Here is a 15024-nt window from a genome sequence, read left to right on the forward strand (position 1 = left end):
GACGTGACCATTACCGGTACCGTGGGTAAAGACGTCAAGGCTGGTGATACCGTCACGGTGACCGTGAACGGTAAGGACTACACGACCACGGTTAACGCCGATGGCAAGACCTGGAACGTGGATGTTCCTGGCTCCGAGCTGGCTCTGGATGACACCGTCCACGCTAAGGTCGAGACCAAGGACGACGCCGGTAACAGCGCTAGTGCTGAAACTGACCGCGACTACGGTGTGCAGACCACATTGCCTGAAGCCGAGATTACGTTGGATCCGATCGCCGGTGACGGCGTGCTGGATCACAATGAAGCTGGTGACGGCAAGGGTACGATTGATGTGACCGGTACGGTTGGCAAGGATGTACAGCCTGGCGATACCGTGACGCTGACTATCGGTGGCAAGGAATACACCGGTACGGTTGGCAATGATCTGACCTTCAAGATCCCAGTACCTGTACAGGATCTGCTGAAGAACGATACGGTTGATGCCAAGGTAACGACGACAGACTCGGCTGGTAACAGTGCTTCTGCCAACGACTCCGGCCCATACACGCTGGATGTGGATCAGCTGATTGTTGATGGTAACGGTGGTGGCAATCCGAATGGTGGCGTGGGCGACGACGTCATTATTGGCGACCGCGGCGGTGTGCAAGAGAACATCGTTCACGGCCAGAGCTACAACATTGCCATCCTGGTTGACCGTTCCAACAGCATGAAGGAAGCCTCTGGTACGGATAATATGAACCGTATGCAGTTGCTCAAGGCTGCGCTGACGACCTTGGCTGAAAGCTTGGCCAATCATGAAGGCGGCACGGTGAACCTGAGTATTATTGGCTTTGGTACACGGGCTGATACGCCTATGGTCTTCAAGGACCTGACTCATGCCGATTTGATCAATCTGCTCAATTCGATTGATACCTTGAACGGCTACAACTCCGGTTGGAACTCCAATGTGGGTGGTACCAACTACGAAGCAGCCTTCAAGGCCGCTGAAGCATGGTTCAAGACTGGCGATGCACCTGCAGTCGACAAGTACGGCAACGCTTATGAAAACGTTACGTACTTCTTGACTGACGGTAATCCAACCCAGTACGGTACTGGCCAAGGTGCAGGTAGCGGTTACGACTCCACGGCTGATTCGCGTGGTAAGGCAGCCTACGACAGCCTGGTTACCTCTTCGGGTAGCAAGGTTTACGCCGTGGGTATCGGTAACGACGTCAGCGTGGATGTCCTGCGCAAATACGACAACACGGGTACTGAGGTTATTGACGTTGTCCGTGGCACCAAGGACGTGACTGACTTTGAAAACGGCCGTCATGACGGTTGGAACAAGGTCGGTGGTAACGGCACAGTCGGAGTCAAGAACCAGGGTAGCACTTGGTATCCTGATAACCGATTGGAAATTACGGATACCTACAGCCGTAATGGCGATACCGCGACTACCGTTCGTGGTCCAGGTATGAGCGTTGCTGCCGGCAGCTACGGCAAGTTGAGCTTCCACTATGCTGAAAGCGGCCGTAACAGTGCCGACGTCTTCAAGTGGCAACTGCAGAAGTACAACGAGAAGACAGGTAACTGGGAAGTTGTGCAGGAAGGCGGTCGTCCAGGTAGCTCCGGCACCATCACGACCAAGCCCGTGGGCGAAGGCCAATACCGCTTCGAGTTCCTGGTGGACGATCGTTCCAGCAGCAGTAACTACAAAGTCTATATTGATGACGTGACGCTATTGTCCTCCGGCAATCCTCAGGATTGGACAGAGGTTAACAAGGTCGACATCGTCAATACCAAGGAAGACCTGGATGCTGCCCTGAAGGGTGGTTCGGTAACGAACGATCCAGCACCAGTCGGCAATGACACCATTCTGGGCGGTGATGGTAATGACATCATCTTCGGTGACACGATTAACACCGATGGTTCCGTCTTGCCATGGGATGAAGTGGGTGGTCGTCCGGATAATCTGCCAGAAGGTTCCGGCCTGAAGGCACTGGAAGTGTTCCTGCAGATGAAAAACGGCGGTACACCCGCAACCGGCGTTGAGTTGTACGAGTACATCAAGCAGAATCACACCGCCTTTAATGTGGCAGGTGACCAGCGTGGCGGCGACGATACGCTGGATGGCGGTAAAGGCAATGACATCCTGTACGGCCAAGGTGGCACCGACACCCTGATCGGCGGTGCGGGTGACGACATCCTGTTCGGCGGCGAGGGCAATGACACCTTCGTGTGGAACATGGGGGATGAAGGCACTGTCAGCAAGCCGGCTGTGGATTACGTGATGGACTTCGGTGACTCCGGCACCGATACGCTGGATATCACCGATCTGTTGTCGGGCCATAACCTCAATAATGGTGATTTGAGCCAGTACTTGACGGTAGGCCGTTCGGATAGCGGCAAGATGGAGATCGGTATCAGCTCTCAAGGCAACGGTCAGATTGATCAGAAGATCATTCTGGACAATATCGCCTTTGACGCAGAGAAGGCAGCCCAAATTGCCAACTCGCTGAAAGACGGTACTTTGAAGTCATCCGATTTCTAAATCGTTAGCTGACACGGCGCTATCTCATCGATAGCGCTACGCCCCACAAATCCGCATGGGTTTGTGGGGTTTTTTGTCTGTGGCTTGTCGTCAGCGCCAATAGCAGATGTCTGACTTTTCTGCCTATGATCCTGGAGTATCGAGCGAATCAGCCAGTGAAATCAGACGGGATGAAGCCCCTGGTCGCTTCAGATCCTTTTGTATGCCTGTCTGTGCGTGGTCGTCCGACCGGTTTGCCGACTTGCTTCCTGATTCGATAGTATGACGGGGCAGGTAGACTGATTTTGCGTCCGAAATACGCTGCCGATGCGGTATTCAGGTGTTATGGCAATTGCCAGGCTCTCGCTAAATAGGCAAGCTGTAAGGCCGTTATAAGGGTTTGCTTATTTGGGACTGACGTGTTCTTGTCTTTTGCCTGGCTACGCCTTTTTCTTCGATCTAGGGTTGCGCTGCTTGTGCTGGTCACACTGCTGGTTGGAGTGTGGCTGCCTTTGTCAGTGCCAGCCTTGCAGTTCGAGGCCAGCAAGATTCGACAGACGGCGGTCGCCCGCTTTGGTGCCCGGGCCGGAACAGCGATTGACCGGTGGATGGCTAATCTGGAGTCTGCGCGGGGCTTAAGCGAGCGCCGCCAGCTCGATGTCGTCAATGATTTCTGGAACATGACGGCAATGGCAGGTGAGGACATCCATATTTGGGGACAACTCGATTATTGGGCAACCCCCGTCGAGACTCTGGGAAAAGGGGCCGCTGATTGTGAAGACTTTGTGATTGGCAAATATTTTTCCTTGTTGCATCTGGGTGTGCCCAATGAAAAACTCCGATTGATTTATGTCAGGGCGCAAGTGGGTGGCCAAAGCATTGCCCATATGGTGTTGGGCTATTACCCTACGCCGCAGTCCGAGCCTTTGCTGCTGGACAACTTAAGCGGCTCGATCCGTCCCGCCAGCCAGCGTCCCGATTTAACGCCTGTGTTCAGTTTTAACTCGCAAGGCGTGTATGTCGGTAATGCCCAAAAGGGCTCGGTAGACAGCATCAGTCGTTGGCGTGGCTTGCTGGACAAAATGCGTAAGGAAGGCTTTGTGCCATGATGATGAGCCCCAGGCTGTGCGGGTCGGGGCGCCGATCAGAAACAACGACCAGGGTGGCCTTTCAAGGCGGACTAGACAAGAATTTATGGAATATACGGAAGCGCTATGTCTTTACTTAAACAGCTACTGCTAAGTGTCTCGTGCGCGATTCTTGCTATTTTGGTCGGCACGCTGTGGTTTAGCGTCGATTCGGCACGTCAATACCTGAGCAGCCAGTTGCAGGCCCAGGCAGAGTCGGCGGCGACTTCGCTGGCCTTGACCTTGTCGCAGCCCAGCAACCAGGACCCGGTCACCCAAGAGCTGTTGATTGCTGCTTTGTACGACACCGGGCAGTTTGAGCGTATCCGCTTCTCTGATACCGCCAACGCCGTATTGGTTGAGCGCAGCACGCAGCAGGAAACGCAGGTCAGCACGTCCTCACCGGCATGGTTTGCCAACTCCTTGCCCATTGAGGTGCCTGTGGCGCTAGCGCATGTCAGTAATGGCTGGAACCAGATTGGTACGGTTGAGGTCAAGCCTGCCGATGAGTATGCCCGCGCCAGTTTATGGAAAAGCTTTGTGCGCGTGACCTTGCTGGTGCTGGGCGCCGGGATTGCGTGGGGCGTGTTTGTATTGATGGTCATGGCCTGGTTGCGTCGGGCCTTGCGTGACCATGTGCAGTTCGAATTGCAGCAGATGGATCAAAGTGACTCTGCGCCCGGTCGCAAGAAAGTACGCCTCATTCCTGAGTTGGAAGAGGTCGCCCATACTTTAAGTACCGTGCAAAAGCGGATACGGGTCAGCAGTCAGGAACAAAATGCCCGGATCGAACAGTTGCAGCTGGAGCTCAATTGCGACCCCGTCACTGGTCTGGCTAACCGTAAGTACTTTGTCAATCTGTTCCGGCAAGTGCTGCAGCAAGAGCAGGGTGGTCATGTCTTGCTGTTTCGACAGCGAGATTTGTTGCCATTGAATACCTCCTTGTCGCGCGATGCAGTGGATGCCTGGTTGAAATTGGTGACCCAGCGTTGCGCTGAGCTGTTGCGGGAAAATGGTATGGACGTGGGTGATCTGGCGCGCTTGAATGGCTCTGACTTTATTGTGCTGCTCAAGGGGCAGACGGGCCCTCAGGTGATGGGTTTTGCCCAGGAGCTACGCACGGCCTTGCAGGAATTGCGCCAACCCTTGCCGGACGGCAGCCTGTGTCGCTGGTCCATGGCGATGACGAACTATGAGGCTCACGATTCGCTCAGCGCTGTGATGACACGCCTGGATAATGCGCTGATGCGCGCTGAAGGGGCGGGGCACCAGGAGGTGGAGTACCGACCTTCGGAAGGGGGGCATCACGAGGCGGGTTCTTCAATCGGCGAGCAGGAGTGGCATTCACGCATTGAACGCGGCCTGGAGCAGGGGCGTATTGAGCTGAGCGTGAAACCGGGTGTCGAAGTCTGGGGTCAGGCAGGCCAGATTTACGATGCCACCCTGAACTTGCTGCCCGAGCAGCCAGGGCAGGCCAGTTTGCCCGCTTATCTCTTCATTCCCGTGGCGGTGCGCCTGGGTCTTTCGGCGCAATGTGATTTGCGCACCATGCAATTGGCCAGCGACTGGCTGGCCACGCATGAAGGCAGTCTGAGCGTGCGAGTGTCATGGGCCTCCGTGGTCAAGCCGGACTTTGCGCAGCAGGTGGCCGATGTGCTGTCCAAGACAGGTGACAAGGCCCAGCGTCTGATCATTGAACTGGATGCCTACTGTCTCAGCGAACACGATGCGGAAACGGTCGCGTTTGTGGATAAATTGCGTCCTTTGGGCGTGCAGTTTGGCTTGCGTCGCGTTCTGGAGCAGCCCGAATCCATTTTGTGGTTGCACATGATGGCCCTCAAGTACATCGTTCTGGATGACGAACGGGCGCAGACCTTGCAGGCTGAGGTCGGAGGACGTCATTTGCTGATGGCGTTTCTGCAAAGCTTGCAGGAACTGGGTATTGGCTTGCGTCGGGTTACACGTGCCAGCAATAGCGCCCAACTGGACGAGTTGTTGCGCGAAAACGCCGTGCTGCCAAGGCCTTAGCAAATAAATCCTTGTTTTTCTGGGGCTTATTTGCTAGTATATGTGGCTTACCTCTTTATTTTGACCGGAGAGGCTTTAGTCGCCTATCCGGATTGAAGTTGGTAATACAACGTTTTGTCTCTCGCAAGATTTCAACCTAGGGTTCGGCTTGCCGGACCAGATCGAGATCGGGTTTACGGTATCGAACTGGCTGGATCCGAATCTGACGGGACCAAAACTGGTTGTGTGACCCAGTCATTTTGGCTGGATCGTTGCAATTAAGTTGGAACAGGAAAAATCATGATTCAAATGCAGACCACGCTGGACGTGGCCGACAACACAGGTGCGCGTTCCGTAATGTGCATCAAGGTGCTGGGCGGCTCGAAGCGCCGTTATGCCGCAATTGGTGACATCATCAAAGTTACCGTTAAAGAAGCGGCCCCGCGCGGACGCGTCAAAAAAGGCGAAATCTACAACGCTGTAGTGGTTCGTACCGCTAAGGGCGTGCGCCGTAAAGACGGTTCGCTGATTCGTTTCGGTGGCAATGCTGCCGTATTGCTCAATGCCAAGCTGGAACCCATCGGCACCCGTATCTTCGGACCCGTTACGCGTGAACTGCGTACCGAGAAGTTCATGAAGATCGTGTCCTTGGCTCCCGAAGTGCTGTAAGGAGCGCGAAAAAATGCAAAAAATTCGTAAAGGCGACGAAGTTATTGTGCTGACCGGCCGTGATAAAAAACGCCGTGGCACAGTACTGCAACGCGTCGATGCAGACCACGTTATCGTGGAAGGCATCAACGTAGTCAAAAAACACGTTAAAGCCAATCCTATGGCTGGCACGCAGGGTGGTATCGTCGACAAGACCATGCCTATCCACATCTCGAACGTTGCACTGTTCAACCCAGAAACCGGCAAGGGCGACCGCGTTGGTATCCAGGTGATCGACGGTCAGAAAACGCGTGTTTATCGTTCCAGCGGCAAGGCCGTTGGCGCCAAGGCTTAAGGGGCGGATAACATGGCACGTTTACAAGATTTCTACCGCGAAAAAGTGGTTGCCGACCTGCAAAAGCAGTTCGAGTACAAGAGCATCATGGAAGTACCGCGCATCACCAAGATCACTCTGAACATGGGTGTCTCGGAAGCGGTTGCTGACAAGAAGATTATCGAGAACGCGGTATCGGACATGACCAAAATTGCTGGTCAAAAACCCGTTATCACGAAAACCCGCAAAGCTATTGCCGGTTTTAAGATTCGCGAAGATTACCCGATCGGTTGTATGGTGACCCTGCGCGGTCAACGCATGTACGAATTCCTGGATCGTCTGGTCGCTGTGGCTCTGCCACGCGTACGTGACTTCCGTGGTGTGTCGGGTCGTGCGTTTGACGGCCGTGGCAACTACAACATGGGGGTTAAAGAGCAAATCATTTTCCCCGAAATCGAGTACGACAAAATCGACGCAGTGCGTGGTCTGAACATCAGCATCACTACAACTGCCAAGACGGACGAAGAGGCCAAGGCGCTGCTTAGCGCGTTCAGCTTCCCGTTCCGCAACTAAGGGGCGCAACGTGGCTAAACTTTCCCTCATCAATCGCGACATCAAGCGCGCCAAGCTGGCTGAGAAATTCGCCGCCAAGCGTGCAGCACTGAAAGCGATCATTGACGACCAGTCCAAGTCTGACGAAGAGCGCTACGAGGCTCGTTTGCAGTTGCAACAATTGCCACGCAACGCGAACCCGACCCGTCAACGCAACCGTTGCGTTATCACCGGTCGCCCCCGTGGTGTTTTCAAGAAATTCGGTTTGACTCGCCATAAAGTGCGCGAAATGGCAATGCGCGGCGAGATCCCCGGTATGACCAAGGCCAGCTGGTAGGAGAAATACACATGAGCATGAGCGATCCAATCGCCGATATGTTGACCCGCGTGCGTAACGCGCAAATGGTCAACAAGACATCGGTTAGCATGCCCTCCTCGAAGCTGAAAGCAGCTATTGCTGCTGTGCTGAAAGACGAAGGCTACATCGAAGATTTCCGTATCGTTGGCGAAAAAGCCAAGCCAGAACTGGAAGTCACCCTGAAATACTATGCCGGCCAGCCAGTCATCGAGCGCATCGACCGCGTTTCGCGTCCTGGACTGCGCATCTACAAAAGCAGCACAAGCATCCCTCAAGTCATGAACGGCTTGGGTGTTGCCATCGTGTCCACGTCTCGCGGCGTGATGACCGATCGCAAAGCACGTGCAGCTGGCGTCGGTGGCGAAGTGCTGTGCTACGTGGCATAAGGAGAACATCATATGTCACGTATCGCTAAGTATCCCGTTTCCTTGCCCAAGGGCGTAGAAACGACTATTGCCGCTGATCAGATCACGGTCAAAGGCCCTCTGGGCACTTTGGTTCAATCTCTGACTGGCGACGTCACCATCGAACTTCAAGACGGTCAGCTGTCTTTTGCCGCTGCGAACGAAACTCGTCACGCAAACGCAATGTCCGGCACCGTGCGCCAACTGGTCAACAACATGGTTGTTGGCGTGAGCGCCGGTTTCGAACGCAAGCTGAGTCTGGTTGGCGTGGGTTTCCGTGCCTCCGTCCAGGGTAATGCCTTGAAGTTGCAACTGGGTTTCTCGCACGACATCGTGCACGACCTACCTGAAGGCATCAAAGCCGAGTGTCCTACTCCGACCGAAATCGTGATCAAGGGCTCGAACAAGCAGGTGGTTGGTCAGGTTGCCGCTGAAATTCGTGGCTATCGTCCACCAGAGCCTTACAAAGGCAAGGGTGTACGTTACGTCGGCGAACGCGTCATCCTCAAGGAAACCAAGAAGAAATAAGCCCGCAGGCAAGGACGAATCATGGACAAGAAACAATCCCGTATGCGTCGTGCAGTGGCTACTCGCCGCAAGATCGCCGAACTGCGCGTACACCGCCTGTCGGTGCATCGCACGAATACGCATATTTACGCGAGCATCATCTCGCCCGAAGGCGACCGCGTTCTGGTCAGTGCTTCCACTGTCGAGAGCGAAGTTCGCAAAGAATTGGCCGTTGGCAGCAACGTAGCGGCAGCCAGCCTGGTTGGCAAGCGCGTCGCCGAAAAGGCGAAGGCTGCGGGCATCGAGACGGTTGCTTTCGACCGCTCGGGCTTCCGTTACCATGGCCGCGTGAAAGCGCTGGCCGAGGCCGCGCGTGAAGCCGGCTTGAAATTCTAAAGGAATTATCAAATGGCTAAAGCACAAGGCAGACAGGCTCCAGAGCAAGAGCGCGATGATGGCCTGAAAGAAAAAATGATTGCGGTCAACCGCGTCAGCAAAGTGGTTAAGGGTGGTCGCACCATGAGCTTTGCTTCGCTGGCCGTGGTCGGTGACGGCGATGGTCGTATCGGCATGGGTAAGGGCAAAGCCCGCGAAGTACCCGTTGCTGTTCAGAAGGCAATGGAACAGGCCCGTCGCGGCCTGATCAAAGTGCCTCTGAAAAACGGCACCTTGCATCACACCGTAGTTGGTAAGCACGGTGCAGCCACCGTTCTGATCTCTCCCGCAGCTGAAGGTACTGGTGTTATCGCCGGTGGCCCAATGCGCGCTATCTTCGAAGTGATGGGCGTGCGCAACGTCGTAGCCAAGAGCCTGGGTTCCAGCAACCCATACAACATGGTTCGCGCTACATTGAACGGTTTGCGTGCTTGCTCGACACCTGCTGACATTGCTGCCAAGCGCGGCAAGACAGTTGAAGAAATTCTGGGGTAAGTCATGGCACAGAAACAAATCAAAGTTACGTTGGTGCGTTCGGTCATCGGCACAAAGCAAAGCCACCGCGACACCGTTCGCGGCCTGGGTCTGCGCCGAGTCAACACCAGCCGTGTATTGGTTGATACTCCTGAGGTTCGTGGGATGATCCGCAAGGTGGATTATCTGGTTACGGTCTCGGAAGCCTGAAAGGAATCGGGATGTCTGAATTGCAATTGAACAATCTCAAGCCCGCCGCTGGCGCCAAACACGCAGCACGCCGTGTTGGTCGCGGTGTCGGTTCCGGCTTGGGTAAAACCGGCGGACGTGGTCATAAAGGCCAGAAATCGCGCTCGGGTGGTTTTCATAAAGTCGGTTTCGAAGGCGGTCAAATGCCTTTGCAACGTCGTTTGCCCAAGCGTGGTTTCACCACCCTGGACGACCACCTGTACGCAGAAGTACGTCTGTCCGAACTGCAAAAAATGGATGCCGAAGTTATCGACGTCCAGGCACTGAAGCAGGCTGGCGTGGTTGGCCAAATGGTGCGTTACGCTAAAGTCATCAAGTCCGGTGAACTTTCCCGTAAAGTTGCGCTGAAAGGCATTAATGCAACGGCCGGCGCTCGCGCCGCGATCGAAGCAGCCGGCGGCTCGCTGGAATAAAAAGGGGTCACGGTGGCAAAAGCTCAGGCACAGAGTAAGTCGGGTCCGCGCTACGGCGATTTAAAACGTCGTCTCGTTTTCCTGTTGCTCGCCCTGATTGTCTACCGCTTGGGTACGCACATTCCGGTACCAGGCATCAATCCTGATGCCTTGTCCGAACTGTTTACTCAAAACCAGAGTGGTATTCTGGGTTTGTTTAATATGTTCTCCGGTGGTGCTTTAGAGCGATTCTCAGTGTTCGCACTGGGAATCATGCCCTACATCTCTGCGTCCATCATCATGCAATTGATGACCGCTGTGGTGCCCACGCTGGAAGCAATCAAGAAAGAGGGTGAGTCGGGTCGTCGCAAGATCACGCAATACACCCGTTACGGAACGGTCTTTTTGGCTTTGTTCCAGGGAGTTGGGATTTCCATCGCTCTAGAATCGCAGCCCGGTCTGGTTATCGACCCAGGGATGCTGTTTCGCTTCACGACAGTGGTAACACTGGTCACTGGCACCATGTTCGTCATGTGGCTCGGTGAGCAGATTACTGAACGTGGATTGGGCAATGGTATTTCCATACTGATCTTCGCCGGTATCGTAGCGGGTCTGCCTAATGCTTTGGGCGGTATGCTTGATCTGGTGCGTACGGATTCCATGTCGATTCTATCGGCACTGTTTATCCTCGTTTTAGTAGCCGCCGTCACGTACTTCGTCGTCTTTGTCGAGCGTGGTCAGCGTCGTATCACGGTGAACTACGCCAAACGGCAAGTAGGCAACCGTATCTATGGTGGTCAAAGCTCGCATTTGCCGCTGAAACTGAACATGGCTGGCGTGATCCCTCCGATCTTCGCTTCGTCCATCATTCTGTTGCCAGCGACAATTGCTAATTGGTTCTCCAGCACGCCCGGTTTGGGTTGGTTGCGTGAAATCGAGGCTGCTTTGTCGCCGCGTCAGCCGCTTTACATTACTTTGTTCTCCGCGCTGATCATCTTGTTCTGCTTTTTCTACACGGCCCTGGTGTTTAACAGCCGCGAAACTGCAGACAACCTGAAAAAGAGTGGAGCTTTCGTACCAGGTATTCGTCCCGGTGACCAAACAGCGCGTTATATCGACAAGATCTTGATGCGTTTGACCTTGGCCGGTGCGATCTACATTACCTTGGTGTGTCTGGTACCAGAGTTCTTGCAAATGCGCTGGAATGTACCGTTCTATTTTGGCGGCACATCCTTGCTGATTATTGTTGTAGTAACCATGGACTTCATGGCGCAGGCCCAGGCCTATGTCATGTCACAACAATACGACTCGCTGCTCAAGAAGGCTAACTTCAAAGGCTCGAGCTTGCCGATGCGGTAATTCACGAAAATGGCAAAGGACGACGTCATTCAAATGCAGGGACAGGTTCTTGAGAACCTTCCCAACGCAACTTTTCGCGTCAAGCTGGAAAATGGTCACGTAGTGCTCGGATACATTTCAGGCAAAATGCGTATGCACTATATCCGGATTCTGCCGGGCGATAAGGTCACTGTGGAGCTCACGCCCTATGATCTATCCCGAGCACGAATTGTGTTCCGCTCCAAATAAGCGGCCGGTTACAGGAAACTAGGAGTCAAACCATGAAGGTAATGGCATCAGTAAAGCGGATCTGCCGCAACTGCAAAATCATTAAACGTCATGGCGTGGTGCGTGTCATCTGCACCGATCCACGCCATAAGCAGCGTCAAGGCTAAGTTGCCGAAACGCAACCGATTTAACAAGGAATAACCATGGCCCGTATTGCCGGCATTAACATCCCGCCGCATCAACACGCCGAAATCGGTCTTACCGCGATTTTCGGCATCGGTCGCACCCGCGCTCGCAAGATTTGCGAAGCATCGGGTATTGAATACTCCAAGAAGGTCAAAGATCTGACCGACGCGGAACTCGAGCGCATTCGCGAACAGATCGGCTTGTTCACCGTTGAAGGTGACCTGCGTCGTGAAGTTCAGCTCTCGATCAAGCGTTTGGCTGACTTGGGAACTTACCGTGGCATGCGTCATCGTCGCGGTCTGCCAGTGCGCGGCCAACGTACACGCACTAACGCTCGCACCCGTAAAGGTCCGCGTCGCGCCGCCGCGTCCCTGAAGAAATAATCGAGGAATAGAAGATGGCCAAAGCTTCTAGCAGCGCTTCACGCGCACGCAAGAAAGTCAAAAAAAGCGTGTCGGACGGGATTGCTCACGTCCACGCTTCTTTTAACAACACGATCATCACCATTACTGACCGTCAGGGCAACGCATTGTCCTGGGCTACGTCGGGTGGCGCTGGCTTTAAAGGCTCGCGTAAATCCACGCCGTTTGCCGCGCAGGTTGCCGCTGAAACAGCCGGCCGTACTGCCATGGAATACGGTATTAAAAATCTTGAAGTTCGCATCAAGGGCCCCGGTCCAGGCCGTGAATCGTCTGTGCGTGCTCTGAATGCTCTGGGTATCAAGATCACCAGCATTGCAGACATCACACCGGTTCCGCATAACGGCTGCCGTCCGCCCAAGCGTCGTCGCATCTAAGGGGAAGCGAAGTGGCTCGTTATATTGGACCAAAATGCAAGCTCTCGCGTCGCGAGGGTACCGATCTGTTTTTGAAGAGCGCTCGTCGTTCGCTGGATTCCAAGTGCAAACTGGAATCGCGTCCTGGTCAGCACGGCCGCACCTCGGGTGCCCGTACGTCTGACTTCGGTCTGCAGCTGCGCGAAAAGCAAAAGCTCAAGCGCATGTACGGCGTGCTGGAAAAGCAATTCCGCAAATACTACGTTGAAGCTGACCGCCGCCGTGGCAACACCGGTGAAACGCTGATTCAATTGCTGGAATCGCGTCTGGACAACGTGGTGTACCGCATGGGTTTCGGCTCCACACGTGCCGAAGCTCGCCAGCTGGTTAACCACCGTGCTATCGAAGTCAACGGTCACACCGCTGACATCGCTTCCATGCTGATCAAAGCCGGTGACGTGGTTGCCGTGCGTGAGAAAGCCAAATCCCAAAGCCGTATCAAGGAATCCTTGGAACTGGCGACCGGTATTGGCCTGCCTCAGTGGGTGGAAGTGGACGCTGCCAAGCTGTCCGGCGTGTTCAAGCAAGTTCCTGACCGCGCTGACGTCGCTCAAGACGTTAACGAATCGCTGGTTGTTGAGTTGTACTCGCGTTAATTTTTTACGCGAAGACCACTTATACAATGCAGTAAAGCAGGCCCACTTCCCGTTTTTCGGCAAGTGGGCTTTGCGATACTTTCTGCTGGCTTAGGCCAGTTTCCGTCAGCCTTATCGGTGTAACGAGCCGAGGGTATTGAAAAGGAAATCGAATGTCTCAAGGTTTTTTGAAACCCCGTTCCATCGAAGTTGAACCGATCAGCAAAAATCACGCCAAGGTGATCATGGAGCCTTTCGAGCGCGGCTACGGCCACACTCTGGGCAACGCACTGCGTCGTATCTTGCTGTCCTCCATGACCGGCTATGCACCGACTGAAGTGCAGATTACCGGTGTGGTGCACGAGTACTCCACGCTGCCAGGCGTGGGCGAGGACGTGGTTGATATCTTGATGAACCTGAAGGGCGTGGTCTTCAAGCTGCACAGCCGTGAAGAAGTTACGCTGATCCTGCGCAAAGAAGGCGCGGGTCAAGTTCTGGCCAGCGACATTGAATTGCCGCACGACGTTGAAATCATCAACCCCAATCATGTGATTGCCACCTTGACCGACGACGGCAAGCTGGAAATGCAAATCAAGGTTGAGCAAGGCCGTGGCTACGTTCCTGGTAACGTGCGCGCCCTGGCCGATGATCGTACCCACACGATCGGTCGTATCGTGCTGGACGCATCTTACAGCCCGGTGCGTCGTGTGAGCTACGCGGTCGAAAACGCCCGTGTGGAACAGCGTACTGACCTGGACAAGCTGGTTCTGGACATCGAAACCAACGGCGTGATCTCGCCCGAGGAAGCCGTGCGCCAGTCTGCTCGTATCTTGATGGATCAGATCTCTGTGTTTGCTGCTCTGGAAGGTGTGGGCGATGCCTACGAAGCTCCAGTGCGTGGCGCTCCACAGATCGATCCCGTGTTGCTGCGTCCTGTCGACGATCTGGAACTGACGGTTCGTTCCGCCAACTGCCTGAAAGCCGAAAATATTTACTACATCGGCGATCTGATCCAGCGTACCGAAAACGAACTGTTGAAGACACCAAACCTGGGCCGCAAGTCCTTGAACGAAATCAAGGAAGTGTTGGCCGCACGTGGTCTGACTTTGGGCATGAAGCTCGAAAACTGGCCGCCACTGGGTCTTGAGCGTCCATAAGTAGTAAGCAAGACAGTCATTTCTTAGACGCTGCTTACACTTTTTCTGGTGTGGTACACCTGCAAAAAGTGTAGGTGGCGGCTAAAAATGTGCTATTGTTTTGCGCTGTCCATCTGGTCCGCAGCTTAGCTGATAGAAGAACCGGATTTACGCATGTCGCATACGCGGCGTGCCAACTAAGATTCATTATTTAGGAAAATCATCATGCGTCACCGTCACGGTCTACGTAAACTGAATCGTACCAGCAGCCACCGTTTGGCCATGTTCCGCAACATGTCCGTGTCCCTGCTGACCCACGAAGCCATCAAAACCACCCTGCCTAAAGCTAAAGAGCTGCGCCGCGTGGTTGAGCCCCTGATCACTTTGGCTAAAAACCCAACCTTGGCAAACCGTCGTCTGGCTTTCGCCCGTCTGCGCGACCGCGATGCAGTGACCAAGCTGTTTGAAGTTTTCGGCCCACGTTACCAAGAGCGTAACGGTGGCTACACCCGCATCCTGAAAATGGGTTTCCGTCAGGGTGACAACGCTCCTATGGCATTCATGGAGCTGGTGGATCGTCCAGAAGTTCAGGAAGAAGCCGCTGCTGAATAAGCATCGCTTGTTTCTCTCGTAGTATTGAAAACGGACTCTCAGGAGTCCGTTTTTTTATTCCCACGGTCTTTCTTGCACCCTGAGAAGAAGGCTCTGGATGTTCCAGACGCGGGCATGGG

At 54.4% G+C, this 15024-nt stretch carries 21 protein-coding genes; all 21 read left to right on the plus strand.

Features of this window, described 5'->3' with window-relative positions:
• Positions 1–2529, plus strand: a 2529-nt coding sequence (locus tag VF694_RS10615) for an Ig-like domain-containing protein (protein WP_440164335.1), incomplete at its 5' end; no start/stop codon positions are given.
• A 455-nt stretch (positions 2530–2984) separates the two neighbouring features.
• Entirely contained in the window at positions 2985–3617 is a 633-nt protein-coding gene (locus tag VF694_RS10620) for a transglutaminase-like cysteine peptidase (protein WP_003805378.1), read from the plus strand.
• A gap of 105 nt (positions 3618–3722) precedes the next feature.
• Positions 3723–5663: a bifunctional diguanylate cyclase/phosphodiesterase gene (locus VF694_RS10625; RefSeq protein ID WP_131071089.1), complete on the plus strand. Its 1941-nt coding sequence runs from the start codon at positions 3723–3725 to the stop codon at positions 5661–5663.
• A 279-nt stretch (positions 5664–5942) separates the two neighbouring features.
• A complete protein-coding gene (rplN, locus tag VF694_RS10630; RefSeq protein WP_003805375.1) occupies positions 5943–6311 on the plus strand; it encodes a 50S ribosomal protein L14 in 369 nt (122 codons plus the stop codon).
• Between the two features lie 13 nt (positions 6312–6324).
• Positions 6325–6645 carry a 50S ribosomal protein L24 gene (gene rplX, locus VF694_RS10635; RefSeq protein WP_003805373.1) on the plus strand — a complete coding sequence of 107 codons (321 nt, stop codon included), beginning with the start codon at positions 6325–6327 and terminating at the stop codon, positions 6643–6645.
• A gap of 12 nt (positions 6646–6657) precedes the next feature.
• Positions 6658–7197 (plus strand): 50S ribosomal protein L5, encoded by a 540-nt coding sequence (rplE, locus tag VF694_RS10640; RefSeq protein ID WP_003805372.1) that lies wholly within the window; start codon positions 6658–6660, stop codon positions 7195–7197.
• A 10-nt stretch (positions 7198–7207) separates the two neighbouring features.
• Complete coding sequence (gene rpsN, locus VF694_RS10645) at positions 7208–7513, plus strand: 30S ribosomal protein S14 (protein ID WP_003805371.1); 306 nt, start codon at positions 7208–7210, stop codon at positions 7511–7513.
• An 11-nt stretch (positions 7514–7524) separates the two neighbouring features.
• Positions 7525–7920 (plus strand): 30S ribosomal protein S8, encoded by a 396-nt coding sequence (rpsH, locus tag VF694_RS10650; RefSeq protein ID WP_003805370.1) that lies wholly within the window; start codon positions 7525–7527, stop codon positions 7918–7920.
• Positions 7921–7932: 12 nt separating this feature from the next.
• On the plus strand, positions 7933–8466 hold the full coding sequence (rplF, locus tag VF694_RS10655) for a 50S ribosomal protein L6 (protein WP_003805369.1): 534 nt from the start codon (positions 7933–7935) through the stop codon (positions 8464–8466).
• A 21-nt stretch (positions 8467–8487) separates the two neighbouring features.
• Entirely contained in the window at positions 8488–8841 is a 354-nt protein-coding gene (rplR, locus tag VF694_RS10660) for a 50S ribosomal protein L18 (RefSeq protein WP_003805368.1), read from the plus strand.
• A gap of 12 nt (positions 8842–8853) precedes the next feature.
• On the plus strand, positions 8854–9375 hold the full coding sequence (gene rpsE, locus VF694_RS10665; RefSeq protein WP_003805367.1) for a 30S ribosomal protein S5: 522 nt from the start codon (positions 8854–8856) through the stop codon (positions 9373–9375).
• A gap of 3 nt (positions 9376–9378) precedes the next feature.
• Positions 9379–9564, plus strand: a complete 186-nt coding sequence (gene rpmD / locus VF694_RS10670) for a 50S ribosomal protein L30 (protein WP_003805366.1) — start codon at positions 9379–9381, stop codon at positions 9562–9564.
• Between the two features lie 11 nt (positions 9565–9575).
• Positions 9576–10016, plus strand: coding sequence for a 50S ribosomal protein L15 (gene rplO, locus VF694_RS10675; RefSeq protein WP_022983333.1), 441 nt, complete (start codon positions 9576–9578; stop codon positions 10014–10016).
• 12 nt (positions 10017–10028) lie between these two features.
• Positions 10029–11354 (plus strand): preprotein translocase subunit SecY, encoded by a 1326-nt coding sequence (secY, locus tag VF694_RS10680; protein WP_003805363.1) that lies wholly within the window; start codon positions 10029–10031, stop codon positions 11352–11354.
• A gap of 9 nt (positions 11355–11363) precedes the next feature.
• Positions 11364–11582, plus strand: coding sequence for a translation initiation factor IF-1 (infA, locus tag VF694_RS10685; protein WP_003805361.1), 219 nt, complete (start codon positions 11364–11366; stop codon positions 11580–11582).
• 32 nt (positions 11583–11614) lie between these two features.
• Complete coding sequence (gene rpmJ / locus VF694_RS10690; protein WP_003805360.1) at positions 11615–11728, plus strand: 50S ribosomal protein L36; 114 nt, start codon at positions 11615–11617, stop codon at positions 11726–11728.
• Positions 11729–11764: 36 nt separating this feature from the next.
• On the plus strand, positions 11765–12130 hold the full coding sequence (gene rpsM, locus VF694_RS10695) for a 30S ribosomal protein S13 (protein ID WP_003805346.1): 366 nt from the start codon (positions 11765–11767) through the stop codon (positions 12128–12130).
• A 14-nt stretch (positions 12131–12144) separates the two neighbouring features.
• Positions 12145–12543 (plus strand): 30S ribosomal protein S11, encoded by a 399-nt coding sequence (gene rpsK / locus VF694_RS10700; RefSeq protein ID WP_003805343.1) that lies wholly within the window; start codon positions 12145–12147, stop codon positions 12541–12543.
• 11 nt (positions 12544–12554) lie between these two features.
• The gene (rpsD, locus tag VF694_RS10705) at positions 12555–13178 is read left to right on the plus strand and encodes a 30S ribosomal protein S4 (protein ID WP_003805341.1); all 624 of its coding nucleotides are present in this window, start codon (positions 12555–12557) and stop codon (positions 13176–13178) included.
• A gap of 152 nt (positions 13179–13330) precedes the next feature.
• On the plus strand, positions 13331–14314 hold the full coding sequence (locus VF694_RS10710; protein WP_003805337.1) for a DNA-directed RNA polymerase subunit alpha: 984 nt from the start codon (positions 13331–13333) through the stop codon (positions 14312–14314).
• A gap of 204 nt (positions 14315–14518) precedes the next feature.
• Positions 14519–14905 carry a 50S ribosomal protein L17 gene (gene rplQ, locus VF694_RS10715; RefSeq protein ID WP_003805334.1) on the plus strand — a complete coding sequence of 129 codons (387 nt, stop codon included), beginning with the start codon at positions 14519–14521 and terminating at the stop codon, positions 14903–14905.
• The last annotated feature ends 119 nt before the right edge of the window (positions 14906–15024 follow it).

The sequence above is a fragment of the Alcaligenes sp. Lyrl_28 genome (assembly GCF_051948705.1).
GTDB classification, from domain to species: Bacteria; Pseudomonadota; Gammaproteobacteria; order Burkholderiales; family Burkholderiaceae_B; genus Alcaligenes; species Alcaligenes ammonioxydans.